The sequence below is a fragment of the Collimonas arenae genome, assembly GCF_000786695.1.
In the GTDB taxonomy this organism is placed as follows: domain Bacteria; phylum Pseudomonadota; class Gammaproteobacteria; order Burkholderiales; family Burkholderiaceae_D; genus Collimonas; species Collimonas arenae_A.
In genome coordinates this window covers 4,295,959-4,318,189 of sequence record NZ_CP009962.1, presented here as the reverse complement: position 1 = coordinate 4,318,189, position 22,231 = coordinate 4,295,959, and the positions used below count along the sequence as shown (strand labels likewise).

General features: G+C 54.8%; 26 protein-coding genes. 6 read left to right on the top strand and 20 right to left on the bottom strand.

Going from position 1 to position 22,231, the window contains the following annotated elements; all coding sequences use genetic code 11:
• Window positions 1–69 precede the first annotated feature (69 nt).
• Together LT85_RS18875 and LT85_RS18870 are read left to right on the top strand one after the other, a co-directional pair.
• Window positions 70–1,776 carry a sensor histidine kinase gene (locus LT85_RS18875; protein WP_081992538.1) on the top strand — a complete coding sequence of 569 codons (1,707 nt, stop codon included), beginning with the start codon at window positions 70–72 and terminating at the stop codon, window positions 1,774–1,776.
• Window positions 1,777–1,788: 12 nt separating this feature from the next.
• Window positions 1,789–2,475: a response regulator gene (locus LT85_RS18870; protein ID WP_038491959.1), complete on the top strand. Its 687-nt coding sequence runs from the start codon at window positions 1,789–1,791 to the stop codon at window positions 2,473–2,475.
• 73 nt (window positions 2,476–2,548) lie between these two features.
• Here the strand turns inward: LT85_RS18870 and LT85_RS18865 are convergent, their stop codons facing one another.
• From LT85_RS18865 to LT85_RS18815, 11 genes are all read right to left on the bottom strand, one after another.
• A complete protein-coding gene (locus LT85_RS18865) occupies window positions 2,549–3,460 on the bottom strand; it encodes a type II secretion system F family protein (protein WP_038491956.1) in 912 nt (303 codons plus the stop codon).
• Window positions 3,461–3,470: 10 nt separating this feature from the next.
• Window positions 3,471–4,463 carry a type II secretion system F family protein gene (locus tag LT85_RS18860; RefSeq protein ID WP_038491953.1) on the bottom strand — a complete coding sequence of 331 codons (993 nt, stop codon included), beginning with the start codon at window positions 4,461–4,463 and terminating at the stop codon, window positions 3,471–3,473.
• 13 nt (window positions 4,464–4,476) lie between these two features.
• Window positions 4,477–5,823, bottom strand: coding sequence for a CpaF family protein (locus tag LT85_RS18855; protein ID WP_038491951.1), 1,347 nt, complete (start codon window positions 5,821–5,823; stop codon window positions 4,477–4,479).
• Window positions 5,824–5,903: 80 nt separating this feature from the next.
• Window positions 5,904–7,055, bottom strand: coding sequence for an AAA family ATPase (locus LT85_RS18850; RefSeq protein ID WP_038491946.1), 1,152 nt, complete (start codon window positions 7,053–7,055; stop codon window positions 5,904–5,906).
• Between the two features lie 17 nt (window positions 7,056–7,072).
• On the bottom strand, window positions 7,073–7,501 hold the full coding sequence (locus LT85_RS18845; protein WP_038491943.1) for a TadE/TadG family type IV pilus assembly protein: 429 nt from the start codon (window positions 7,499–7,501) through the stop codon (window positions 7,073–7,075).
• A complete protein-coding gene (locus tag LT85_RS18840) occupies window positions 7,498–7,953 on the bottom strand; it encodes a TadE/TadG family type IV pilus assembly protein (protein ID WP_038491940.1) in 456 nt (151 codons plus the stop codon). The genes LT85_RS18845 and LT85_RS18840 overlap by 4 nt, the downstream gene beginning before the upstream one ends.
• A gap of 8 nt (window positions 7,954–7,961) precedes the next feature.
• Window positions 7,962–9,149, bottom strand: coding sequence for a pilus assembly protein TadG-related protein (locus tag LT85_RS18835; protein WP_253273577.1), 1,188 nt, complete (start codon window positions 9,147–9,149; stop codon window positions 7,962–7,964).
• Window positions 9,150–9,308: 159 nt separating this feature from the next.
• Window positions 9,309–9,485, bottom strand: a complete 177-nt coding sequence (locus LT85_RS18830) for a Flp family type IVb pilin (RefSeq protein ID WP_038496783.1) — start codon at window positions 9,483–9,485, stop codon at window positions 9,309–9,311.
• Between the two features lie 156 nt (window positions 9,486–9,641).
• Window positions 9,642–9,851, bottom strand: coding sequence for a Flp family type IVb pilin (locus tag LT85_RS18825; protein ID WP_038491934.1), 210 nt, complete (start codon window positions 9,849–9,851; stop codon window positions 9,642–9,644).
• Between the two features lie 175 nt (window positions 9,852–10,026).
• Window positions 10,027–10,299: a lipoprotein gene (locus tag LT85_RS18820; RefSeq protein ID WP_038491931.1), complete on the bottom strand. Its 273-nt coding sequence runs from the start codon at window positions 10,297–10,299 to the stop codon at window positions 10,027–10,029.
• Window positions 10,300–10,310: 11 nt separating this feature from the next.
• Window positions 10,311–11,447 carry a type II and III secretion system protein family protein gene (locus LT85_RS18815; protein ID WP_367379782.1) on the bottom strand — a complete coding sequence of 379 codons (1,137 nt, stop codon included), beginning with the start codon at window positions 11,445–11,447 and terminating at the stop codon, window positions 10,311–10,313.
• 49 nt (window positions 11,448–11,496) lie between these two features.
• Between LT85_RS18815 and LT85_RS27590 the strand changes: the two genes are divergently transcribed.
• Complete coding sequence (locus LT85_RS27590) at window positions 11,497–11,691, top strand: hypothetical protein (protein ID WP_367379781.1); 195 nt, start codon at window positions 11,497–11,499, stop codon at window positions 11,689–11,691.
• Between the two features lie 172 nt (window positions 11,692–11,863).
• Here the strand turns inward: LT85_RS27590 and cpaB are convergent, their stop codons facing one another.
• The 6 genes from cpaB to LT85_RS18790 all read right to left on the bottom strand — a co-directional run bounded on the left by cpaB (window position 11,864) and on the right by LT85_RS18790 (window position 16,935).
• Window positions 11,864–12,703: a Flp pilus assembly protein CpaB gene (gene cpaB, locus LT85_RS18810; protein WP_038491928.1), complete on the bottom strand. Its 840-nt coding sequence runs from the start codon at window positions 12,701–12,703 to the stop codon at window positions 11,864–11,866.
• 30 nt (window positions 12,704–12,733) lie between these two features.
• On the bottom strand, window positions 12,734–13,318 hold the full coding sequence (locus tag LT85_RS18805; protein ID WP_038491925.1) for an A24 family peptidase: 585 nt from the start codon (window positions 13,316–13,318) through the stop codon (window positions 12,734–12,736).
• An 80-nt stretch (window positions 13,319–13,398) separates the two neighbouring features.
• Window positions 13,399–13,545, bottom strand: a complete 147-nt coding sequence (locus LT85_RS26910) for a hypothetical protein (RefSeq protein ID WP_172657006.1) — start codon at window positions 13,543–13,545, stop codon at window positions 13,399–13,401.
• Window positions 13,546–14,054: 509 nt separating this feature from the next.
• Window positions 14,055–14,984 (bottom strand): MlaD family protein, encoded by a 930-nt coding sequence (locus LT85_RS18800; RefSeq protein WP_038491922.1) that lies wholly within the window; start codon window positions 14,982–14,984, stop codon window positions 14,055–14,057.
• A 15-nt stretch (window positions 14,985–14,999) separates the two neighbouring features.
• Window positions 15,000–15,809 (bottom strand): ABC transporter ATP-binding protein, encoded by an 810-nt coding sequence (locus tag LT85_RS18795; RefSeq protein ID WP_081992532.1) that lies wholly within the window; start codon window positions 15,807–15,809, stop codon window positions 15,000–15,002.
• A gap of 1 nt (window position 15,810) precedes the next feature.
• Window positions 15,811–16,935 (bottom strand): MlaE family ABC transporter permease, encoded by a 1,125-nt coding sequence (locus LT85_RS18790; protein ID WP_052135309.1) that lies wholly within the window; start codon window positions 16,933–16,935, stop codon window positions 15,811–15,813.
• A 602-nt stretch (window positions 16,936–17,537) separates the two neighbouring features.
• Between LT85_RS18790 and LT85_RS18785 the strand changes: the two genes are divergently transcribed.
• Entirely contained in the window at window positions 17,538–17,969 is a 432-nt protein-coding gene (locus LT85_RS18785; protein WP_038491919.1) for a universal stress protein, read from the top strand.
• Window positions 17,970–18,360: 391 nt separating this feature from the next.
• A complete protein-coding gene (locus LT85_RS18780) occupies window positions 18,361–19,617 on the top strand; it encodes an ATP-binding protein (protein ID WP_367379780.1) in 1,257 nt (418 codons plus the stop codon).
• A 152-nt stretch (window positions 19,618–19,769) separates the two neighbouring features.
• Here LT85_RS18780 and LT85_RS25570 read toward each other — a convergent pair whose 3' ends face one another.
• Window positions 19,770–20,291, bottom strand: coding sequence for a transposase (locus LT85_RS25570; RefSeq protein WP_052135308.1), 522 nt, complete (start codon window positions 20,289–20,291; stop codon window positions 19,770–19,772).
• Between the two features lie 515 nt (window positions 20,292–20,806).
• On the opposite strand from LT85_RS25570, the gene LT85_RS18770 reads away from it, so the two are divergent.
• Complete coding sequence (locus tag LT85_RS18770) at window positions 20,807–21,022, top strand: hypothetical protein (RefSeq protein ID WP_038491914.1); 216 nt, start codon at window positions 20,807–20,809, stop codon at window positions 21,020–21,022.
• Window positions 21,023–21,305: 283 nt separating this feature from the next.
• Here LT85_RS18770 and LT85_RS18765 read toward each other — a convergent pair whose 3' ends face one another.
• Both LT85_RS18765 and LT85_RS18760 read right to left on the bottom strand, forming a co-directional pair.
• Entirely contained in the window at window positions 21,306–21,941 is a 636-nt protein-coding gene (locus LT85_RS18765) for a hypothetical protein (protein ID WP_156117578.1), read from the bottom strand.
• Between the two features lie 51 nt (window positions 21,942–21,992).
• Window positions 21,993–22,226 (bottom strand): helix-turn-helix domain-containing protein, encoded by a 234-nt coding sequence (locus LT85_RS18760; RefSeq protein WP_038491908.1) that lies wholly within the window; start codon window positions 22,224–22,226, stop codon window positions 21,993–21,995.
• Window positions 22,227–22,231 lie beyond the last annotated feature (5 nt).

Here is a 22,231-nt window from a genome sequence, read left to right as displayed (position 1 = left end):
ATAAGTGCGTCTCATTGGTATCTCCAATGTTATTGGAACGCGCAGGGAAACGAGGGAGGGCTTCGTTAAATGTCATGGCGCGGAAACATCAAGCCTGCTGACGGGCTGGCTATAAAAAACGAGATTGCATTGAGCTTCGCCACGGACGCGGCTGACGCGTTAATGGTTGCCAGGATGCGGCTGGTATTGGCGATTTCGGTTTTACTGGCGATTTTTATCGACCCCTCGGGCCTGAGCGGTGTTGACCATTTCACCTGGCTCGTCTTTTCCGGGTACGTTCTTCACAGCATTGCTCTTTACATTTTCTCGCAGTTCAGCAAATCGTTCGCGCAGGGAAAACTGATTCACTGGCTGGATGTCTGCTGGTATGCGGCGATCGTACTTTTTACTGGCGGTATCAACAGTTTTTTCTTCTTATTCTTTTTTTTCGCGATTCTTACGTCTTCATTTCGCTGGGGTTTTGAAGAGGGGGCGCGAATTACCATCGTCTCTGCCATATTGCTTGCCGCATGCAGCATGGTGTCGGAGGCAGGACAAGATCTTCCCCGGTTATTGTTGCGCACCACCTTTTTGCTTACGTTCGGCTATATGAGCGCGCGCTGGGGGGAGTCGAAAGTAGAGTTAAAGCGTCGGCTTGCCTTGCTACGCGATGTTAGCCGGCTATCAAATCCGCGCTTCGGGGTTGATCACACCGTTACATCCATCTTGAAAAAGACATTAACTTTTTTTAAGGGCAGCAGCTGTATCTTGGTGGTGCGAGACAAGGATTCCGCTGCTTACTCGTTGCGGACGATCAAGGAGGGCGATGTAAAGCAATCGGTCACTGCCGTGGAAGTCAGGGCAGAAGCGGCGTCACGACTGATGGCGCTTTCGCCTGATCATGCGGTTGCTTACACTCGTCCGTTATGGTCAGCCATGTCTTTACTCGGCGGATCTCTGGCGTACGATAGCGCCAAAGGAAAATGGATCAGGCAAGAAGAACAAACGTGTCAGAACCTGGCCGAGCTTCTGGAGGCGGATTCATTTATCAGCGTTCCTTTGTCATTGCGGAAAGGGGACGGCCGCATTTATGTAGTGTCGCAGGCAAATAGATTCAGCAAAGCGGACGCATTGTTTTTGAGCCATATCACTGAACAAGCGTTTCCTGTTATCGAAAACATCGAATTGCTTGACCACATGGCTTCGGAAGCTGTCTCGCAGGAACGAAAAAAGATTGCGCTGGATATTCATGATACTGCGATCCAGCCATATATTGGCTTGAAAATGGGGCTGAGTGCGGTACGGAACAAAGCGGCGGCCGACAACCCGCTGATCGACGATCTCGATAAATTGACGGCAATGGCGGCGCAGGTTATCGGCGATTTACGTCGCTATGCCGGGACGTTTAAAAACGAAGCCGGGCAGAGTGAACCAATATTCCTGGTAGTCCTACGCCAGCAGGCTGAGCAAGTCAGGGAGTTCTACGGGATCGATATCGCCGTCAGCATGGAGGGCGAGCTGAACTTCAGCGACCGCCTGACTGCGGAAGTATTGCAAGTCGTGCGCGAAGGATTGAGCAATATCTGCAAGCACACTGTCGCGCAACGCGGATTCGTTAAACTGCAATGTACTAATGGCTTGCTCAAGATTCAAATTGAAAACGAAGGAATGGGCGCGCAGCCAATTGAGTTCATACCACGCTCGATTACCGAACGGGCTACCGCGTTGGGCGGAAATACGCAGGTGAGGCAAGGGCCTGGCGGTAGTACGGCCGTGCATATAGAAATACCCGTTTAAAAGGGTGGAACCATGAAGCCGGCGCCAGAAACAATCCGTGTAATGCTTATCGACGATCACCAGACGATGCTGTGGGGATTGAGCAAATTAATCGATGGTGAAAAGCCCAGGATGGAAGTGGTCGGGACAGCGAGAAGCTGCGAAGAGGCGCTTGCGAAAGTCGACCAGCTGATTCCGGACGTTATTTTGCTGGACCTCGACCTTGACGGGAAAAACGCCCTCGACATTCTCCCTGCTCTGGTGTTGAACCAGAAATCACGCGTTCTTATTTTGACCGCCGAGCGCAAGCAAGCGACGCTGGACATGGCGGTTCTGCGTGGCGCCCGTGGCGTGTTGCGCAAAGATGTCGCAGCAGAACAAGTACTGAAGGCGATAGAAAAAACCCATCGGGGCGAGCTGTGGCTTGACCGTGAAACCTTGGGCAGGGTTTTTGGCGAACTCATGAGCCCGGTGGCAGCGCCTAAACCATCTCCTGAAACGGAGAAATACGCTGCCTTGACGGCCAAGGAACAAAAAATCATCCAATCGATTGTCGAGGGAAGTGGAGCGTCGAATAAGGCGCTAGCGCAACGATTATTCATATCCGAACACACCTTGTGCAACCATTTAACATCCATATATCACAAGCTGGATGTGAGCAATCGTCTTGAACTATATGTTTATGCGATCAAGCATCAGCTCGGAAATCCCCAGTCCTGACAGCGATGTAGGCGGCCGAGCTGTTTCTTCGCCGCCAGGCATTTTTGCGTTGTCTCGGGCTATGTCAACGTTCTTAGTGCAGACCATTCAACATGGGCAATATGGTCCGGACGATTTGAATTGCAGCCGGCCCCATGATGACCATGATAATTGACGGGAAAACAAAGACCACCAAAGGAAACAGCATTTTGGTCGGCACCTTCGCAGCCATTTCCTCAGCGCGCATTTGCCGCTTGTGCCGCAGATCATCGGAAAATACCCGAAGCGACTCGCCAATACTGGTTCCAAACCTGTCGGCCTGGGTCAACATGGCGGCAAATGCGCTGATTTCTTCAACGCCGGTGCGCAGCGCGAGATTGCGCAAAGATTTTTCCCTGGTGCCGCCGGCCCTCATTTCCAGATTCGTCAGATGCAGTTCTTCCGCCAGGGCGACACTTTTTATTTTGATTTCTTCAGCGACCTTTGTCAGCCCCGCATCCAATCCCAAGCCTGCTTCCATGCAAACCAGCATCAAGTCAGCTGCATCAGGAAAGCTTTCGAATATTTCTCTCCTGCGGTTTTTGATCTTCCAATACAAAAACATATTGGGCAGGTAGCACCCCAACACCGCGGCCAGGATCAAGTACATCAACAGCGTCAGGTTATCAGTTTGGCCAGTTGCCCTGATTGCCAGAAATGCCATTGCGGCAAAAACCAGGGGCAACAATGTTTTGATGCCAAAATAAATCAGGCGCGCGTCGCTGTGCCGGATACCGGCATTGAGAAACTTGATTTTTAAAGGCGACGTTTCCCAATTGCCGGTTGGCGAAGACAGATGGGCAAAGGGGCCAACCAGATTGACCATGGTTTCCGTCCACTGGGGTCTTTCAGCCGGATTGGACAGGGCTTGCAATCGTTGCTCTGCTTTTGTCGGCGTCAGCCAGAGAAAGAGTCCAGCCAGTCCCAACGTTACAGAGAGGAAAATGAGTACGGTAAGTATGAGCATTTTTCTTCTCCTATACCCGGATTCTGATTATTTTTATCAAGACGAAAATGCCTAAAGCCATCAAGATCAGCATGTATTTTATGATGCCGATACCAATCGGATCGTGCCACAACGGCGCCATGAAATCCGGATTCACGAGGCTCATGACTGCTGCCAGTGCGAATGGCATGAGCCCAAGGATCCAGGCGGATAGCCGCCCCTCCGAGGACAGCACTTTCACTTTGGCAAGCAGTTTCAGGCGGTCGCGGATCAAGCGGCTCAAATTGCCGAGCACTTCAGTCAGGTTGCCGCCTGAATCACGCTGAATCAGCACCGCGACCACGAAATAACGCAAGTCTGTAACCGGTACGCGTTCGCTCAGGTTAGTCAGCGCCTGTTGCAGCGATACGCCGAAATTGACTTCATCGTGGACGATGCGGAATTCTCCGGCGATCGGCTCCGCCATTTCCTCTCCGATCATTTGCAAACCCGAAGAAAATGCGTGCCCGGAACGCAGGGCCCTGGTCACGAGGTCCAGCGCATCGGGCAATTGCTGTTCGATCCTGGCCAGGCGACGACCGCGTTTGCGGAGCACATACAGTAAAGGCAATGTCGCTGCTGAAATGCCGATCACGGCTCCCAGCAGGATGGATTGACGGGCGAACGAAGTCATCAGAATGCATACGATCACTCCTGTTGCCGCGCACGATAACAAGAGTTTCGATACCGTCCAGTCCAAACCTGCCTGGAGGATGAAGCGGTCCAGCCTGCGCGCACGCGGAAGGCTCAGCAATAATCGCTCGAATACCGGTATATCGCTCAGCATCCGCTGCTTCAACAGCTGTGATCGACTGCTCTTGTCATGGGAAGCGGAGAGCGCCTGCAACCGTTTCGAAATTTTCCTGGCTTGCGGTCCCCGATAGGATTTCCACATCATGTAGAACCCTTCCAGGAGCAGCACCACGGCGACAAAGACGAGCACCGATATGATCAGGAAGGCGTTACCGCCGGTTTGTTGTAGCATGATGACGCTCCTTTCATTGGTAGCGTTTGCTGGGGTCGAACATAGTGTCCGGCAAAATCACGCCGAACGAACGCAAGCGCTCCGTGAACTTCGGCCTCACCCCTGTCGCATGAAAATAGCCTTGAACCTCGCCATCGACACCGATCCCGGTTTGCTTGAAGGCGAAAATTTCTTGCATGGTAATAATGTCGCCCTCCATGCCGGTTATCTCTTGGATACTGGTGATTTTCCGCTTACCGTCAATCAGCCTGATGGCTTGCACCACCACCGTAATGGCTGAAGCGATTTGCTGCCGCGAAGCTTTATGCGGCAAGTTGAGATTGGCCATGCCAACCATGTTTTCCAATCTGGACAAGGCGTCGCGCGGGGTATTGGCATGGATCGTGGTGAGCGATCCTTCATGGCCGGTGTTCATCGCTTGCAGCATATCTGCCGCTTCGGCGCCGCGCACTTCGCCAATCACGATCCGGTCGGGACGCATCCGCAGCGCGTTACGCACCAATGCGCGCTGCGCAATCTCGCCTTTACCCTCGATATTCATCGGCCGCGTTTCCATGCGCACCACGTGCGGTTGCTGCATCTGCAGCTCGGCTGCATCTTCGATGGTGACAACCCGCTCCGATACCGGAATATAGCCGGACAGGATGTTCAGCAAGGTGGTCTTGCCGGCGCCGGTGCCGCCCGAGATGATCATGTTGACTTTGGCTTTACTCAGGCCTTCCAGCATGAACGCCATTTCCGGGGTCAGGCTCTTAAGCTCGTTGACCAGATTGTCCATTTTGAGAGGAATATGCGCAAACCGGCGAATCGACATCATGGGGCCGTCCAGCGCTATCGGCGGGATTACTGCGTTCACACGAGAGCCGTCAGGCAACCGGGCGTCCACCATGGGGCTGGATTCATCGATTCGACGTCCTACCAGCGACACGATTTTGTCGATAATGCGCAGCAGATGCTTCTCGTCGGTAAAGGTGACGTTGGTCAATTCCAGCTTGCCCCTGCGCTCCACGTAGATTTGCTCGTAAGAGTTGACCAGGATGTCGGATACGGCCGGATCGGCCATCAACAGTTCAAGCGGGCCGAATCCCAGCATTTCATGCTGGATATCGCGAATCAGCGTGCGCCGTTCCACGTCATTGATCACCGCCTGGTCTTCGTGCAGCAGGCGCTCAACCATCGTGGCGATTTCCTGGCGTAGCGTTTCCGGGGCCAGGGTCTCCAGCGCTTTCAGGTCAAACTTGTCCAGCAGCTGGAGATGCATCCGACCTTTCAATATCTTATATGCATCGCTTGCGACATGGCCCTGCGGTAGGATGGCGGGCTCAGTTCTGACAGCGTTCAATCGTTCTCGAAAAGACATGTTATGTGCTCCGGTTAAACCTGCTGGATCGTGCCTGGATCGCATTGGTAACTCATGACGCTTTGCTGCTCTTGGTCTATTTATGCCCGTCTGAACAGACGTCCTAACAAGCCGCGGCTTTCTTCTTCCCTGGGGCTTAGCGTCAACGCGAACGCCGCCAGGTTCTTGGTTACTGCATTGGAACGGGCCATCGCTATCATCGGATCGCCGTGGTTGATCGATGCATTGACCTCTTTATATGAGTTGGGAACCGTGTGCAGGGTGATCGCTCCTAGCGAGCGCCGCATGTTCTCGATTCCTATTTCTCCGCTCTTTTCAAAACGATTGATAATCAACTCGACCTTGCTGGAGGGATAGCCCAGCGATTTGAAAATCGCCAGCAGCTTGCCGGCATTTCGCAGGTAAGGCAGCCCCGCCTGCAATACCGGGAAGATGCGGTCGGCGCGATCCAATGCCTTGATCGTTAGCGTATCCAGATTCCGTCCTACGTCGAGCAATATGAAGTCATACTGCATTGCAGCCAGATTGAGGATGGGATCAATATGTTCCGGTTTCACTTCCATGGCTTGGGCCGGGTCTTCCGGTGCGGCCAGGATGCTGTAGTTGGGCGCCACCTTGACCGTACTGGCAGCCAGGAACGTGGCGTCCAGCCGGCTGATGTCATGGACGACGTCGGCCAGGGTCGATGCCGGTTCGCCATCGTGCACGAATGACAGCGCCTCGCCGAATTGCAGATTCAGGTCGATCAGCAGGACCGATTTGCTTTGCGCCAGCTGGTAGCCGAGATTGGTCGCCAGGAAAGTGGCGCCACTGCCGCCTTTGCATGGCATGAAAGCGAGGATTCTTCCCTGCGGTTTTCCGCGGCTGCCGGTACACTTGGCTGCAATGCGGCTTACAGCTGCTTCCAGCGCACTGGCGGTTACCGGCGACGGCAACACTTCCCGCACGCCGGCGCGCATCGAGTTGATCAGGAATTCAGGCGTATGGATGGCGCATAGCAGAATGACTGCAATACCCGGGTGATGGGTCGTTATATATTCGACTTGCGCCAGTTCGGAGGGATCGCAGCACATGCCTTCCACTAGCATCAGATCCGGTTGCTCCTGTTCGGCGACGATGCGCATTTTGCTTTTTCCGCCTTCGATGAACGTGGCTGAATGCGTGAACGCGCTCAAGATCTTGCCCATCTCTTTCAGGCTGCTTGCATTGGGTGAAATGACCGCGATTTTCATTTTATTTTCCCTCAGTTTTAAGAGCAAATTGCGGCGCTGTTCGGGTCCTGCCTCATCATTTCCCGAGGCAGATAAGTCGAGAAGACAGGCATCGGAATGCCCGCAAGCTTCACGCTACCGGCGATCGGCGAGATCCATTGGTAGTTCAGGCTGGTAATCGTCACTGTCACGCCAGCGCAGGTGGCTGCGCTACAGCCAGCCGGCGCCCATGCCAAACTGATGGCTGAAATCTGCGGCAACATGGTTTGCATCTTTGTCAGAACTTGCGCCTGCTTGGTGGTGTCGTCGCATACCACTGCGTAGCGTGCGCCGGCGCGCGTGGCCTCGTTTGCCGCCGCCCAGGTAAATAGCATGCGGCTGAAGTCGGTGATTCCTAGCAGGAATGTCAGGAAAATGACTAGCACCAGCGCGAACTCGACGACGGTGGCTCCGGATTGCTTTTTCATATCGAGCTCCGCATGGTCGCGCTGATATTGCTGTAAGTAATCTTGCCGCTCGCATCAGTGAACGCAAGGCCGAATACACTGCTATATAACGGAATGAACTTATAGCCGCTGACCGTCACAGTCACCGTATTAATCAAAGGATTGGCGCCGGCTGTCTGCCAGGTCGGCGTCAACACGTTTGACGTGCTGAGGCCAAGCGCCAGAGGCGTTCCTGTTCCGGCAATATTTCCGTACACCACCAGATTTTGTGCTTCGGTGATGTGAGTTCCCGGCGTCTGCAAAGAGAGATAGCGCACTGCATCGCGTACCGATTTGGTGATCGTGTTGTATTGGTAGATTGCCCGGCCAAATTCGGTCGTAACGAAAGTCAGTAGCAAGAGCAATGGCAGGATCAAGGCAAATTCCACCATCGCCGTGCCTTTTTGACTGACGCCTTTCTGTCTGGTATCCATGGCAGTCCCTATCGCACTAAAACTGGAACAAGCGGACCGGCAGAACCGCCGGCCAATCCATTGGTTGTACATGGACTGGCCTTGTCGCCGGCATTGCCCAGGAACTCTAGTTGCACGTCTACGGTAGGCCCGCTTAACGGTTGCAGCATGAACATGCATGCATAATCAATTACCTTACTAGACGCATCGACGACTGGAGAGGTCACTAGCCTTCTGCTAAAGCCGTACAAATTGTGCTGTCCCCCGGTGCCTGGCGTGGCCAACGTCTTGAAACTGTTCAATTTCAAACCCGTAATGCTATCTCCGCCGCTCAGGCTGCTTCCTGTATCGTCATAGGAAGCAAACGCCGCGCGCTTCGTCGTAAAGTTGGCTGCACTCGGTGCTGAACCTGCTGCAGGCATTCCCGACCACGCATTTTGCGGGACTGCGTTAGTCCAATTGGTAGATGTATATGCGTAACCCGAGAAGTCAGGATGATTAACGCTGGGACCGGGATCAGAATTCTTATAAATGCCAAAGCGCTGGTTCCACGGAGTATCCACCGTGGTTTGTGTTCCAGGCGTTCCTAATGTGTCGCCCAGTTTGGTGCCGCAATATCCCGGTTCGCCAAGTTCCGCTCTGGTTTCACTAGCGCTCGTGGAGCCGTCCAGGTTGTACCAGCCCAGTTCGCCATTGACCTGTGTCCCCTTGCCGATCATGTCGACCCACTCGCCAACCTGAAATCCATAATTCGGCGCAGTGCCGCCGGTCTTAGGTTTGAGCCCGACAGGAATCGGGCAAGTGGTTTGGGAGCTCGCGCGGGTCGCCACCGCCAGCGCCAGGACATTTTGCGTATTCGGATATGCCGCGCCGTTGCCGGAAAAGGCGCCCATGGCTTTCAGCAACCACATGTTGACGCTTGACTGCGTATGCTGGCACTGTGCATACTTGGCGTTCGCCGCAGTGCTGGTTGAGAGATAGCCCGAATCCTTGAAAGTGATATCTGCGCTGACTACCTTGCCTTGACCGCTCCAGGTGGCTGACTGGAAGTTGACATTGTTCAGATTGCCTGCAGTCATGCCAGCGCTGACCGCGCGGGTTAACGCAGTGCTTTCGCCATCGAGTTCTTGCGCTGCCGCCAGGGCACAGCTATCCATCGCCGTTTGCAATTCGGTCTTGACGACGAACAAGTGGCCAAGGTCCAAAGCGATTCCCATGAATCCCATCAGGAATAGCAGGACGAGCGATACGGTGACTATTACTGCCCCGTCCTGGCGATGACACTTGCAATGGCAAAAAGCGCTGTCCACGGTTATGCCCTTATAAGGTATGGCGGTATAAAGAAAGTATTCAAACCGCCATTCTGTAAAAACGGGTCAAGCGCAGGTCCCGCCGGTCAGGCAAGTCGATACGCGCGTGATAAAGCTGGAAAAGCTGGTGCCGGTGGTGAGTGCGTTGAGCGCTATGACCAATGCGATAGATACCACCGCAATGATCAGGGCATATTCAACGACCTGGGCGCCGTCTTCCTCCGCGAGAAATTGAGCGAACATGACATTTCCTTTCTGAAATAAAAATCCGTCTGCTGCGAATACGATCCGATCCGGTTCCGGCAAGTTGACGTGACGGCCTGCTTTAGCATTCAGGCAGGTGGTGCGCGACCGCTGGCAGCCGCGCGACCACAACTTCGGTCAACTTGCCGCTTTCCGTCAGGTGCATGTGGCAGTGGTCAGGCAGTTGGTGACGCGCGTGATAAAAGTCGCGAACCCGCCGCCATTGGCTGTTAGCGCCTTCAATGCCACGACCAGCGCGATTGATACGACAGCGATGATCAGGGCATATTCGACAACCTGGGCGCCGTCCTCATCTTGCGCAAAGGAGCGGAGGGAGTGATTTACTGCGTTGAGAAGCTTGTCCATTTCTTTTACCTTTTGAAGTTAGTGGTGAATCAAAATTTACCGCTCCGATACTGCCTGGATACCAATTACCTCTCCTGCAAAGCAACAACAAATGACTACCTTTTATTTCCGGCTGCTTATCCCGCGGCCTTGATCACCAAGATTGGTGGTGTCTCGTTGTGTCTCGTTTCTGGCGTTATTTGGTTCCGCCAAGGCTGCCGCCGATATTGATCACGTTGACCACGGGTGGCGGCGTCTTATACGTATCCTGATACTGCAGGATGCTCTCCCTGGCCGCCTTGCCGTCCATTCCCGCTACCTGATCAGGATTCTTGCCAGCATCGGGATGGATGATCATCTTGAGTTTGGCTTCGCGCACGGCGTCGCCGAACTTGGTGTCGTAGTTGGGAGTCGTCGTTGAGCAGCCGGCCGTCAGGACGAGCAACAATGTGATTGCGAGCTTGTTCATGAGCGTTCCTTTTATTTGATATCGGGGATTGCTTCTGCAGCAGCAGCGGGGGGCACAGGGTCTGACGCCGGTGCAGCTTTCGGTGCAGGAGCAGGTCCGGAACCTTCCAGGTTGCCATTGATATAGACACCGACGCGGCCCGGCGAAACATGGTTATCCGTTGGCAGCACAGGGACTTCCGCGAGCGGCTTGACCAGATGCGGCGTAATCACAAACAGCAATTCCGTCTGGTCGGTCTGGAACTCGGAACTCCTGAACAGTGCGCCCAAGACCGGCACTTCGCCCAAGCCGGGATAGCGTTTGATGCTTTCAGTGACGTTGTTCTTGATCAGCCCTGCAATGGCGAAGCTTTGTCCGTCATTGAGTTGCACGGTGGTGTCTGCCCGGCGCACTGTCAGTGATGGCAGCACCGCTGTCACGCCGCCGACTGTGGTGAACGGCGAACCGACTTGCGACAGGTCCGACACTTCAGAGACCATCTTCAGGTTGATCCGGGTCCCGTCCAGCACGGTAGGCATGAACTTGACGCCGATCCCGAACTCCTTTTCTTCCAGCGTAATGGTGGGGATGCCTACGTTGTTGGTTTGTGATACCGGAATGAAAATCTTGCCGCCCGACAGGAAGCTGGCTTGTTGCCCGCTGATGGCCATGATGTTTGGCTCTGCCAGTACCCGTACCAGGCCGTCATTCTTCTGCCCGTCGAGATTGACTGCGGTTTTGCCGATTTTCAAGGCTTGCAGCAAACCTCCGCCATTGCTCAGGAAACTCGACAGCAGGGAAAAAGTATTCGTTCCTCCGCCGCTGGACCGCGTCAGGTTGACGCTTGATCCCAGTTGATCTAGCAGTGTCTTGCTCACTTCAGCGATTTTGACTTCCAGCATGACCTGCTGCGGAGTCATGATGCGCAGCATGTTAACCACCTTCTTGCCATCGCCGTAGGCAGTTGCCAGGTTCATCGCTTCATCGAGCTTGACGGCATCGCTGACTTGACCGGTCAATACCAGTGCGTTTTCTGCCCCTCTGACTTTGATCCCGGTTTCCTCAGGCATGAGCTCGTTCAGCTTTGCCTGCAAGCTACCTGGATCGACGGTAACAATGATGTCCTTGATGACACAGCGTCCATCCGAACTCTGCAAGACTACATTCATCGATCCCGCTTTCCGTCCCAGAAAGAACAGTTCGGTAGGGCTGAGGAGCGTGATTTCAACGTCTGCCACGCCATCCGAGCCTGCCGGCGCAGGAGGTGGAGGAGCGTTTCCTGGCGCCGGCGGTGCGCCTTTATCGCTCGACACGGCCGGCTTGCCTGCACGGCTCGACGACTGCCCGCCGATCATCATGCGCGCTGCAGGGGTGCTCAACCTGATGACGCTCGATTTGCCGAGGGTGACATAGGTTAATGGATCAACCGTTACGGATCCGCAGGGCTTCAGGCCCGACGATCCCGCAGGTTGATTGGCGAACGGTTGGCTTGCCGCGAAACTCCCGCCAGACATGGCCAGAGCAGCGCAGAAAATCACATTTCTGTAGTTGTTGTTCACTTGAACTGCTCCCTAGGTTATTTTGGTTAAAAACAGTTGAGCTCGCGGCTGCCGTTCTGGATTACCTCGACGCATGACGAAGCTGGTTTCAGTGCCGGTTTGCTGTGCGGCATTCTTGGTTTGGCGACGGCAACCTTGATCGGGATTGCTTCTTTTTCAACATTTTCTCCAAATAACTGGTTCTTGGTAATGCCTGTGGTTGTTACCGTGTTCTTGTCGATCTGGTTGCGCAACACCAGGGACAAAGTCCCGACGCTGCGGGCCAGATCGAGCTTTTCCGAATCTTCCAAAGTCAGCTCCAGGGTCACGGCGCTGACTACCTTGGGCTTGGTGTCGTCGCGACCAGCCTCCTGGGCCACTGCCAGCACCAGCACATGCTCCAGGACGGTCTTGCTGATCTGCTTGCCTTCTTCGCCTTTGCCTTTGTCTTGCTGCGCATTCACCACGACGTCGACATAATTGCCGGGCAGCGCGAATCCGGCCACGCCAACCACGTCATTGACCCTGACGGTCATTGCTCGCTTGCCCTCGGCGATCACGGCGGACAACCCGCCTTGTGTCCCTAAAGGCGCCAGCTTGCCTTCGAGAATTGCTTCGCCGCGCTGCACGCCGACTTTGACCACACGGTCCTGCAGTTCCTTGATTTCTTTGAAAGCGCCGGTTGGAACAGATCCGCTGGGCCAGTCGATGGTGGATAGCATCTGCGGATTGATCTTGCTGCCCAGTTCGATATCCGTCGACGCCACCACGACTTTATTGGACGCGATGCCGCCTTGCTTCGATATCCATCCAGCCGCGTATACAGCGGCTCCCAGACCGATCATTGCTGCCAGCAGGAGCAATCCGAGTGCTTTGACGTTTTTCATTTTCGATCCTAATCGGGTTCGTTCTACCAGTTACAGATAACCCAGTTGGCGCGCCACCATATAGCCAACGGTGCCTATGCCGATACTGACGCCATACGGCAATTTCCCCACCGAGTTGCTTGCTGCCATACCGGCGTCTGGCCGGGTACCGCCAATTGCCGATAACGTCATTACCTGGACAATGCTCCTGACGTTGTTCAGCATGCGTCCCAGGGTCCGGTGAAACAGCGCAAATCCCAGCGCTGCTATTCCGCCTGCCAAAAATGTGAAAATCACTGCATAAAAAATGTGTGGAACACCGATGAAAGCGCCAACCATTGCCATCAGTTTTACGTCGCCGGCCCCCGTCGCCCTGAGTGCATAGAACGGCAGCATCATGAAAAGGCCGAGCAGCAAACCTTCGATGGCCCATAGAAAACCGGCTTGTGGCGAAACGGGGGCAACCGTGCTGTAAGCCAGGCCGAAGATCGTGCCGCTTGCCGTTAGCCAGTTGGGGATCTTGTAGGTGCGAAAATCGCTTACCGCAGCAACAATCAGCAAGATGAACAAGACTGCTGTGCGTGGCGTTGTGACCAGCATGGAGAGCAGTTCAAGTAGGGCGTGGAATTCTTGCATGATCGATCCCTGTGTTCAGTCCCAAGAAATCCGCTCTGAAAATCGGCACTTTCCAAAAGTGGAGCGAACAGAGCGGTTTCTTACGCGTTTTTCACCAGTGCCAGCAAAACCAACGAGCACACTACGACGATAAGCGCTCCGATGAGCGCAACCTCTATTAGCGACGCACCAGCCTCTTTCCTCAGCAGATACTTGGCGGCATGCGACAGTTTCTCGGCTAATCGCATACTTTTCTCCAGATTGAGTTTTCATGATTTGACTCAGCTTGTTTCAAGTGGCCTACATTGTTCGAACCATTGATTGCATTCTAGGCAGGCATCAAAAATCGTAAATGGGCGATGAGTCCTGATTTGAGTAGGATGGATGTCTTTTTTTATACAGGGACAAGCAGGATAAATTACCCAGGAGGGGCAGGAAGAATTAACCGGAAACTCTTCTCCGTTCCTTGTGCACGGCCGGTGCGAGCATCGTCCGTTAATGCACACTATCCAGAGTGCGCTCGCAGCGTTGTCGTGGCGCCAGAGCGGGGCGGTACCGCTATTGCGATTGTGAACAGTGGTATGTCGATTGCGGTTGCCTTCGGCGTCTCTCTTGGCGCGCTGACCGGGAGCAGGCCGAGCCGGAAAACGCATTGTCAGCGACAGGGTCGCTTTAGGGGGCGGACCGGCACCAAATGGCCTTCATTATTGAACGCAGATGCCAGAGCCCTGTTTTGAGTTCGGGCAAAGATATGAAATCAACGGGCTGCGGTTGGCGCCAAAAATCCATTCTCGCCCGGCCCCGGCGCTGCCGGCGATTTTCCGAACAACAGGCTTTGCGGTTGTTGCTGGATGTCCGACAACACACGGTCCAGCGTACGTGAACTACGGGAAAAATCGCCGACCATGACGTGCAGTTGCGGCAGCGAATCTTTCAGATCCTGGCTGGTCTGATCCAGGTCGTCAGCAGTTTTCCCGATACGATCCAGCGTGCCTACGCGCGCATGTACCTCTTGGGTAAGAGTGTTCAGATTGGCGAGCAGAGGATCCATGCGCGCCAAGGCTTTGTCGGTGTGCGTGCTGATGGCCGGTAGCGCCTTGACCGTCGGCTGCAGTTCGGCGGCGAGATCGGCGATGCGGCCGGAAGCGGTTTTGAGATTGGCAATCGTGAGCGATAGCTGTTCCAGGTTTTCATCATCCAGCAGTTTGTTGACGCGCTTTGCCGCCTGGCCTGTATCGCGCAACAATTCTTGTCCGGAATTGCCCACCTGGTCGAAGAAAGAGGGCCGCATTTCGATGCGGCCAATGCCGTCGGAATTGAGCACGAGCTTTGCCGGTTTGCCGCCGTCGTCGTCCAGCTGCACGAAGGAAAGCCCGGTGATGCCGAGATAACTCAACTGCGCGTAGGTGCCTTGATTGACGGGCGTTCCCTTGTCGACGCCGATCTTGATCAAGATGACATGCGGGTCGCTGGCAGAAAACTGGATGTCTTTGACTTTGCCTACGTCCACGCCTCGCAACCGCACCGGCGCATTGCGATTCAGGCCGGATACCGGCGTCCTGGAGACCAGCAGGTAATCCTGCTGGTCTGCGGTGTCGCCGTTCAGCCTGATCGCCACAAATATGAGTCCGACGCAAAGCAGCACCAGGAACAGTCCGGCGGACAGGGCATGGGCACGGTTTTCCATTCAGCGTTCTCCTTCTTATGCGGCATGCAGGCGGACCGCCATTTTGTCGCGGAAATCCTTGATGTTTTCCTGCTCGCAGCGCTTTCCGTGCCCAAGGAAGAAATTCTGTACAAAGGGATCCTTGTTCTGCACTATTTCCCATAGTGGGCCTACCGTCAGCAACTGCTGGTTCGCCAGTACTGCAACCCGGTCGGAGAGCGCCAGCAGGGTATCCACATCGTGTGTGACCATGACGACAGTCAGATTCAATGCGCGGCGCAACGATTCAATCAGTTGCACGAAGCCATGGCTGCGTTCAGGGTCCAGTCCAGCCGTAGGTTCGTCCAGGAACAACAATTCAGGATTGAGCGCCAACGCACGTGCAAGAGCAACGCGTTTGACCATGCCGCCGGACAGCTCGGCCGGCATCTTGTTGACGCTTATGGTGTCTATCTCGACCAGGTCCAGTTTCATCATCACCAGTTCGCGGATTACATCTTCCGGCAACGCCTTCAGTTCCCGCAGCGGCAAGGCGACGTTGTCGAAGACGCTTAACGCCGAAAACAGCGCGCCTTCCTGGAACAGGACGCCCCAGCGATTGCGGGTCTGGCGCAGGTCGCCGGCAGCGCAACCTTGTAAGGGAACGCCAAACACCTTGATTGTCCCGCGGCTTGGCCCCTCCAGTCCCAGCATAAGACGCAGCAAGGTGGTCTTGCCGCTGCCGGAGCCGCCGATAATGGCCATCACTTCGCCGTAATGCACGCCGAGCGTAAGGTCACGGTGAATCACGATATCGCCGTATTGGGTCCACACGGAGTCGATGTCGATGACGTTGTCTGTGGCCATGTCAAAACCCCACGTTCGAAAAGATTACCGCAAAGATCGCATCGACAATGATGACAATGGTGATGGACGTGACAACCGAGTCGGTGGTGCTGGCCCCCAGGCTTTCGGTGTTCGGCTTGATCTGCAAGCCGTAGTGGCAGGCAATCAACGCCACCAGCATGCCGAATACGGATCCTTTGCACAAGCCGAGCCACAGGTTGGCGAGCGGCACAGCTGCGGGCAAGCCGTGCAGGAATTGCTGATAACCAATGCCCAACTGCAGATAGGCCGACAACATACCGCCGACCAGGGCCGCCGCGTCGCTCCAGATGATCAGCAGGGGTAGCGTGATCGCCAGCGCCAATACCTTTGGCAACACCAGCCTTTGCGTGTGTGAAATGCCCATTGCCGACAAGGCGTCCAGTTCGCGGGTGACGCGCATGACGCCAAGCTGCGCCGTCATGGAAGAGCCTGAGCGGCCGGCGACCAGGATCGCCGCCAGTATTGGCCCCAGCTCCCGGACGATGCCAAGCCCGAGAATATTGATGATGAAAACGTCTGCGCCATAGTTTTTTAATTGGATGGATGACAGATAACTCAGCACGACGCCAACCAGGAATCCCACCAGGGCTGTAATCGCCAGCGCCTGGCTGCCAGTGCGATGTATGTTTGCAGATATTTCGCGCCATGGAATGTCAGCCGGATGGCGTAACAGGTACAGGCAGTCGAGCAGGAGATTGCCGGCCAAAACGGTGATCGCATACAGGTTTTTACTGAGCGACAACAAGCTCTGTCCAAGTTCCAGCAAGGGTTCCAGCCAATCCCGCGACACTACCGGCGGCGCCGGAACCGGCTTCGTGGCAAGGGTATCGAACATGTTCTCGTATTCCGGCTTGAGTATGATCTCCGGCCGCCGCCGGCCCCACATCCGCCACAGGAAAAGAGCGCCGGCGGCATCCAGTTGCTGGACGCTGCGCAGATCCCATTTCGCACTGCCATCTTTAGCGTATTGCGCTAGCTGCGGTCGTAGCGTTGCGACATCCGGCAGGATCGCACGCAGCAGCCAGGTGCCGCTGACTTCAATCGTGCTCGAGCCGTCAGGATCAAGCTTGCGTTCCAAGCGTGGCGCGGTCGTGGCTGTTGCCATGATTATCGCTGCGCTTCAATGAGGTTGATTGCACTTGGCATAGGAATTCAGCGCTTTACGGGCATATCAATTTGAGAAGAGGCGAGGCAACGGGCAATAAGGCGAAAGCACAAGGTTAGCTTGCCGGCGCATCCGGGCGCACGGCCTGTTTTTACCGTTTGGTTCCGAGAAATCAGTACGTCCGTTTATCATTCGGTATTCTCCGCCAATGGTGATCGGGTCGAGCAAATCGAATATAAATGTGATTACTACGGATGATGGTACGCCTCAACGCTGGCAAATAGAAGCGGCCCATGTTGGGCCGACGGCGGATGGACATCGTGTTGTATATCCGTCGCGGCCTTGCGCCAGAGATGGGTAACGAGCAGGAGTCGAAAACCCGCGACAGCACGGAATGCTCTCGACAAAATAGTCGTTGTATTCTGCCGCATAAAATTGCCTGGGAAATAACGTCTGTCTGAAGGTGTGGTTGGAGATTCGGGCAGATTGAGAAGTAGAGCGGCCGAGAATGTAGAGAAAGACGCAAGACCGAAACGGGCGCACAATATCTATATCCAGACGCCTGTCTGGATGCGATGAATCGCCGATGGCTGGAGGAATCCATGTACCGGAAAATTTTGGTTGCCTATAACGGTTCGCCGGAGAGCCGCTCGGCTTTGCAAGAATGTATTCAACTCCGTCCGCCTGCATCGACGGAAATCCATCTGCTGGCGGTGATTCACTTTTCTCCTCATGGCATGGCTGGAGGGTATGCCCCTGAAATCGCTTGCACTACCAGGACGCAATGGATGCGGCAGGAGTTGGAGGAGGGGCAGGCACTGATGGTCGCCGCTGGTCTGAATCCGGTCACCCATCTGGAAATAGGCGAGCCTGTCGACGTTATCAGCACGCTGGCCGACCAGTTGAAGATCGGGCTTGTTATCGTCGGGCATTCTCGCCGCAAGACATTGGCCATGCGCTGGTGGCGGGGCGACACGGACGCCTTGCTGGTCGAAAGGCTCAATTGCAGCATTCTCGTTGCCCTCCATGTCTGATCTGCACATTGGTCGGGACGAGCGTCTACAGATGCCACTCCTTCTTCCAGGTCCTATCGCCGCCGCTTGCCAGTCCTTGCGAGCGGCAGCGCGCTTCCCTTTAGCGGTAAATCCCAGCGTGGTACAGTACTAGCTTATTTTTGCTACATTAAGTTACAAATTTGGAATTTGATGGCTGGTGATTGCGCGGTTTCTGCATATTTTCGTGTGGTTCGCTGCATCATCAGAACACAGATGCCTGTCCAGAGCGCTTGCGAGTGGGCAGGCCATGTCTTACTGACGACTTGGCCGAAGTTAAAAAGGAATGTTGTTAATGAGAAATTTTTTCGGTTCAGTAGCCAACCGTGTATTCGTAATTTTATTGGCGGGAATACTGATCACGATAGTGGCCATGCGCGGATTAGCTGTCTACGAAAACTACAAATCCAAATCGGAAACAGAAGAACTGCAGATCGCCAAACGCATAAAAATGTTTGTCTTCGCCAGCGAAGAACTGGATGAAAATGAGCGCGAGCACGTATTGGCGCTCAGCGACAATGTCGATATTGAATTGAGCCTGGTGAAAGACGCTGAACATGCCGTCAGCACTAATCCGTCGCTGACCGCAGCGATCAAAGAGGAGCTGGATGCTGACCGTAGCGTGCTGGTCGCCGGGCAGACCGGATGTAAAGAAAGAAAGCGGCATGGCTCGCATTTCCTCACTAGCCAGCGCGAATGCCAGGCGGCTTATATTGGCCTGAAAACCGGCGATATTCTTAAAGCGAAATTCTGGGTACTGCGGCCGGGTCTGAAATGGACACCGCATCCTTCGACTCCCGTCAGTTTTTTTCTGCTGCTGATTGCTTGCCTGGCATATCTCGTGGCCCGCATGACTGCGCGGCCGATCCGCCATCTGGCCAATGCCGCCGGCGAATTGGGCCGTGACATCGAGCGGCCGCCGCTGGATGAAGGCGGGCCAACTGAAGTGCGGCGGGCCGCCATCGCCTTCAATGCCATGCAAGCGCGCATCAAACAACAGATCCAGCATCGCACCAACATCCTGGCGGCGATTACGCATGATTTGCAAACGCCATTGACCAGGTTGCGCCTGCGCATGGAAAAAGTCGGCGATGGGGAACTGCGCGACAAACTAGTGCAGGACCTGGGAGTCATGCAGAGCATGGTGCGCGAAGGGCTGGATCTTGCGCGCAGTGCGGATTCAACTGAACCGATGCAAAAGCTCGATATCGATTCTTTGCTCGACAGCGTTTGCGCCGATGCCACCGACGCCGGCCAGGATGCCCGGCTGGAAGGGCGTACCGGCGCCTCGATCATGGCGCAGCCGAATACCTTGCGGCGCTGCCTGACCAACCTGGTCGACAATGCTATCAAGTATGGCCATTACGCGCGGTTGCGGGTCGTGCGTGAAGAGAGTGAAATCGTCATCAGGATTCGCGATGCCGGACCGGGTGTTCCGGCAGAACATATGGAAGCGATATTCGTGCCGTTTTTCCGGCTTGAGACGTCACGTTCGCGCAATACCGGCGGCACCGGGCTGGGGCTCACCATCGCACGCAATATCGCCGAGAATCATCGCGGTCGGCTGCAACTGCGCAATCATCCCGATGGCGGCCTGGAAGCAACGTTGCGATTTCCGGCAAGAAGCTGATCTGTAGCAACCGAAAGACGAAAGACACAGTGCCCGATTTTTCATTTCTGCCGCAAAAGGCCGATGTTATCAATTGGATGTCGTCATTTTCTGCCAGAAAAAATATGCTTGGATCGCCTCACGCTTTCTTTGCTGAAGCTTCGCTCAAAGCGCTATCCGCTCACTAATCGAAGCCAATGCAAGGTTGAATCATCTTCCTCCTGGCCGCGCAATTTTTTACCGACAGCATGCTTTATATGATTTTGATAGATTTCCCGGCTGCTTCTGCGGGAAGTTTTATTCTTCAGCTGCCGGTAGCATTGTTCACCGTAGCGCGCGATGTCGCCGAATAGTGCCGACAGCTCGGGGTCATCCTGTAATTTGACGGCCAGCTTGTGCCAGTTGCCATCTTCGTTCCAGCGCCGGAATCGCATGTAAACGGTATTCCAGTTGCCAAAGTGAAGCGGTATGTCGATCCACTGCCGCTTTTCGCTTGAGATCCACAATACAGCGTTGATGAATAACCTGTTATTGCGGCCTTTGGCGCCGGGATCTCCATCTTTTCCGTGCAGCATAGGCGCTAATTTTTGCCACTGATCGTCTCGAAGTTCTTTCATGATTTTCTTGCTGGTGAGCCAGGTAAATTTTTCGGTAAATATTGTGGTTTTTTCGGTAAATATTGTGGTGCCGTTCATGAAATGAAGTCGATTTACCTAACCCCCTAACGCAAGGATGGGGGAGTAATCGATTGCCTTACCAGATCAGATGGCGGCATCTTCATTTCTGCATTTAATTATATCTCTATGTGTTTATATGTAACTTAATGTATCGAATATATAATGCACCATTTTTGAAATATGTGCTTTCAGATGCACGCCGACGCGATACCGAGGGGATGCCGGTGACGTGCTTAGTCGCGCAATTGGGGGCATGGAGATGCCTCCGGGACTGGCAAAACAACTTCGAGGCCTGCCTCGATTGCGTTAATGCGAAGGAGCAAAAGCAGCTCTCTTTTTGTTTCAGTTCTCCAAATTGCGTGGCGCGCATCAGGTCTCTGTTCCTGCAACATCACGCCGAATGGCAGTTTCAGCATGGTGCTGTTTGAGATCTGGCATCCCGGGTTTTCGGGGCACAGCGATGCAACGGTGAAAGCGTTCGGATTGCGAGATCGCCATGCTAAGATCGCCCCACGATCACAACGGAGAGCACTATGGCTTTTAAAGAAACCAAAGGAAGCAAAACCATTGAAGCGCGAGTAACGCCAGCGCCGGGAGGAATGTTCAAGGGTGTGGTCGAGGTATCGACACAGCGTGGCAACCAGGTTTTCGTGCAGACGATAGGCAAAGGCTGCGGCCGGCCGGTAAAAACGGAGCAGGCGGCGCTTGAACTGGCTGAGCGCGAGGCGCGACGCCTGATCGGTTTGTAGCACTACCTGAAAAGTCGTTGCAGGACCAAGGCCGCCCGGTTTTCCGGACGGTTTTTTTGTGTCCTGGTTTTTCTGCGCGGTTAGTGGACTGTCACAGTGAAATCGAGAGTGCTTGCCACACAAGAGCCGCGCATGGCGGCGTTGCAAATGTTCGCGATAGCCTGCTATCGCTGCGCTGTGCCCGGGGCGGCCATCCGCTTGTCCTGCACGCCGCCTGTGCGTCTTTCACTCCCTATTCCACTGTGACAGTCCACTAGTCCGCGTGTGCCGGTCTTGACGGGCGCTACCATTTACACCCGCGGTCCTTTTTCGACAACACAGCATCCGCCGCCATGAATATCGGTGCCAGCAATTGTGCTGAACTATACGTCGTGAGGCAGTCTGCTCGGACGCCGCGCTGTATGTCTTGCGCCAGGCGGCTGTCCGGGTTGCGGGCTTCGAGAGGGTGGGTTTGCAGTTGCGCCACGGCCCGGTCGTCGCGCATGGACGGGTCCTTCGCCATCTTTCCAGCCATTTTCAGCGCGACATTGAGATCAATGGAGGATGGCTGTTCGTGTATCGCTGCCGGTACGGCTTCGGTTATGGCCCTGGCCGCCTCGCTTGTCACTTTGGGAGAGGATGCCGACTGTGTTGCGACTCTATTCCGGATATCTGTCCCGGTGCTACGAGCATCGCGCTGCGGTGTTTTCGTTTTGGGCTGCTGAGAATGTTCCGCTTGCACCGGGATCGTGTGTGGCGTCGGTGCAGTCAGCAGCAACAGGGTCATGTCAGGCAACGCGAAGTGCGTCGGTTCGACCGGAGCAGGCTCGTGCAACAGAAACAATCGCAGCAAGCCAACATGCAGCATCAGGGACAGCAATATGCCCCATTGCATGGCGCGCGAAGGTTGAACTAAAGGCCAGTGAAGTTCCTTGGACATTTTCCTCTTCTCACGGCGAGAGATGGCTCGGGGGCTTCCTGATAGCGGAAGTTATTCTTCGGCAGCTTGCGACGTCTGGCTGTCCGGCTCGTAGCTCAGCAAGTCGCCCGGCTGGCAATCAAGGTAGCGGCAAATTGCCTCCAGGGTTTCCAGCCGTACGCCTTTCACCTTGCCTTGTTTCAGCAGCGACAGGTTTTGTTCGGTAATGCCGATTGCTGCAGCCAGGTCTTTCGATTTCGCCTTGCGTTTTGCCAGCATGACGTCCAGCGTAATCACGATACTCATCTACA

Coding starts and splice junctions, on each gene's coding strand:
- LT85_RS18875 (WP_081992538.1), top strand. CDS start 70: ATGTCATGGCGCGGAAACATCAAGCCTGCTGACGGGCTGGCTATAAAA.
- LT85_RS18870 (WP_038491959.1), top strand. CDS start 1,789: ATGAAGCCGGCGCCAGAAACAATCCGTGTAATGCTTATCGACGATCAC.
- LT85_RS18865 (WP_038491956.1), bottom strand. CDS start 3,460: ATGCTCATACTTACCGTACTCATTTTCCTCTCTGTAACGTTGGGACTG.
- LT85_RS18860 (WP_038491953.1), bottom strand. CDS start 4,463: ATGCTACAACAAACCGGCGGTAACGCCTTCCTGATCATATCGGTGCTC.
- LT85_RS18855 (WP_038491951.1), bottom strand. CDS start 5,823: ATGTCTTTTCGAGAACGATTGAACGCTGTCAGAACTGAGCCCGCCATC.
- LT85_RS18850 (WP_038491946.1), bottom strand. CDS start 7,055: ATGAAAATCGCGGTCATTTCACCCAATGCAAGCAGCCTGAAAGAGATG.
- LT85_RS18845 (WP_038491943.1), bottom strand. CDS start 7,501: ATGAAAAAGCAATCCGGAGCCACCGTCGTCGAGTTCGCGCTGGTGCTA.
- LT85_RS18840 (WP_038491940.1), bottom strand. CDS start 7,953: ATGGATACCAGACAGAAAGGCGTCAGTCAAAAAGGCACGGCGATGGTG.
- LT85_RS18835 (WP_253273577.1), bottom strand. CDS start 9,149: ATGGGAATCGCTTTGGACCTTGGCCACTTGTTCGTCGTCAAGACCGAA.
- LT85_RS18830 (WP_038496783.1), bottom strand. CDS start 9,485: ATGTTCGCTCAATTTCTCGCGGAGGAAGACGGCGCCCAGGTCGTTGAA.
- LT85_RS18825 (WP_038491934.1), bottom strand. CDS start 9,851: ATGGACAAGCTTCTCAACGCAGTAAATCACTCCCTCCGCTCCTTTGCG.
- LT85_RS18820 (WP_038491931.1), bottom strand. CDS start 10,299: ATGAACAAGCTCGCAATCACATTGTTGCTCGTCCTGACGGCCGGCTGC.
- LT85_RS18815 (WP_367379782.1), bottom strand. CDS start 11,447: ATGAATGTAGTCTTGCAGAGTTCGGATGGACGCTGTGTCATCAAGGAC.
- cpaB (WP_038491928.1), bottom strand. CDS start 12,703: ATGAAAAACGTCAAAGCACTCGGATTGCTCCTGCTGGCAGCAATGATC.
- LT85_RS18805 (WP_038491925.1), bottom strand. CDS start 13,318: ATGCAAGAATTCCACGCCCTACTTGAACTGCTCTCCATGCTGGTCACA.
- LT85_RS26910 (WP_172657006.1), bottom strand. CDS start 13,545: ATGCGATTAGCCGAGAAACTGTCGCATGCCGCCAAGTATCTGCTGAGG.
- LT85_RS18800 (WP_038491922.1), bottom strand. CDS start 14,984: ATGGAAAACCGTGCCCATGCCCTGTCCGCCGGACTGTTCCTGGTGCTG.
- LT85_RS18795 (WP_081992532.1), bottom strand. CDS start 15,809: ATGGCCACAGACAACGTCATCGACATCGACTCCGTGTGGACCCAATAC.
- LT85_RS18790 (WP_052135309.1), bottom strand. CDS start 16,935: ATGGCAACAGCCACGACCGCGCCACGCTTGGAACGCAAGCTTGATCCT.
- LT85_RS18785 (WP_038491919.1), top strand. CDS start 17,538: ATGTACCGGAAAATTTTGGTTGCCTATAACGGTTCGCCGGAGAGCCGC.
- LT85_RS18780 (WP_367379780.1), top strand. CDS start 18,361: ATGCGCGGATTAGCTGTCTACGAAAACTACAAATCCAAATCGGAAACA.
- LT85_RS25570 (WP_052135308.1), bottom strand. CDS start 20,291: ATGAACGGCACCACAATATTTACCGAAAAAACCACAATATTTACCGAA.
- LT85_RS18770 (WP_038491914.1), top strand. CDS start 20,807: ATGGCTTTTAAAGAAACCAAAGGAAGCAAAACCATTGAAGCGCGAGTA.
- LT85_RS18765 (WP_156117578.1), bottom strand. CDS start 21,941: ATGTCCAAGGAACTTCACTGGCCTTTAGTTCAACCTTCGCGCGCCATG.
- LT85_RS18760 (WP_038491908.1), bottom strand. CDS start 22,226: ATGAGTATCGTGATTACGCTGGACGTCATGCTGGCAAAACGCAAGGCG.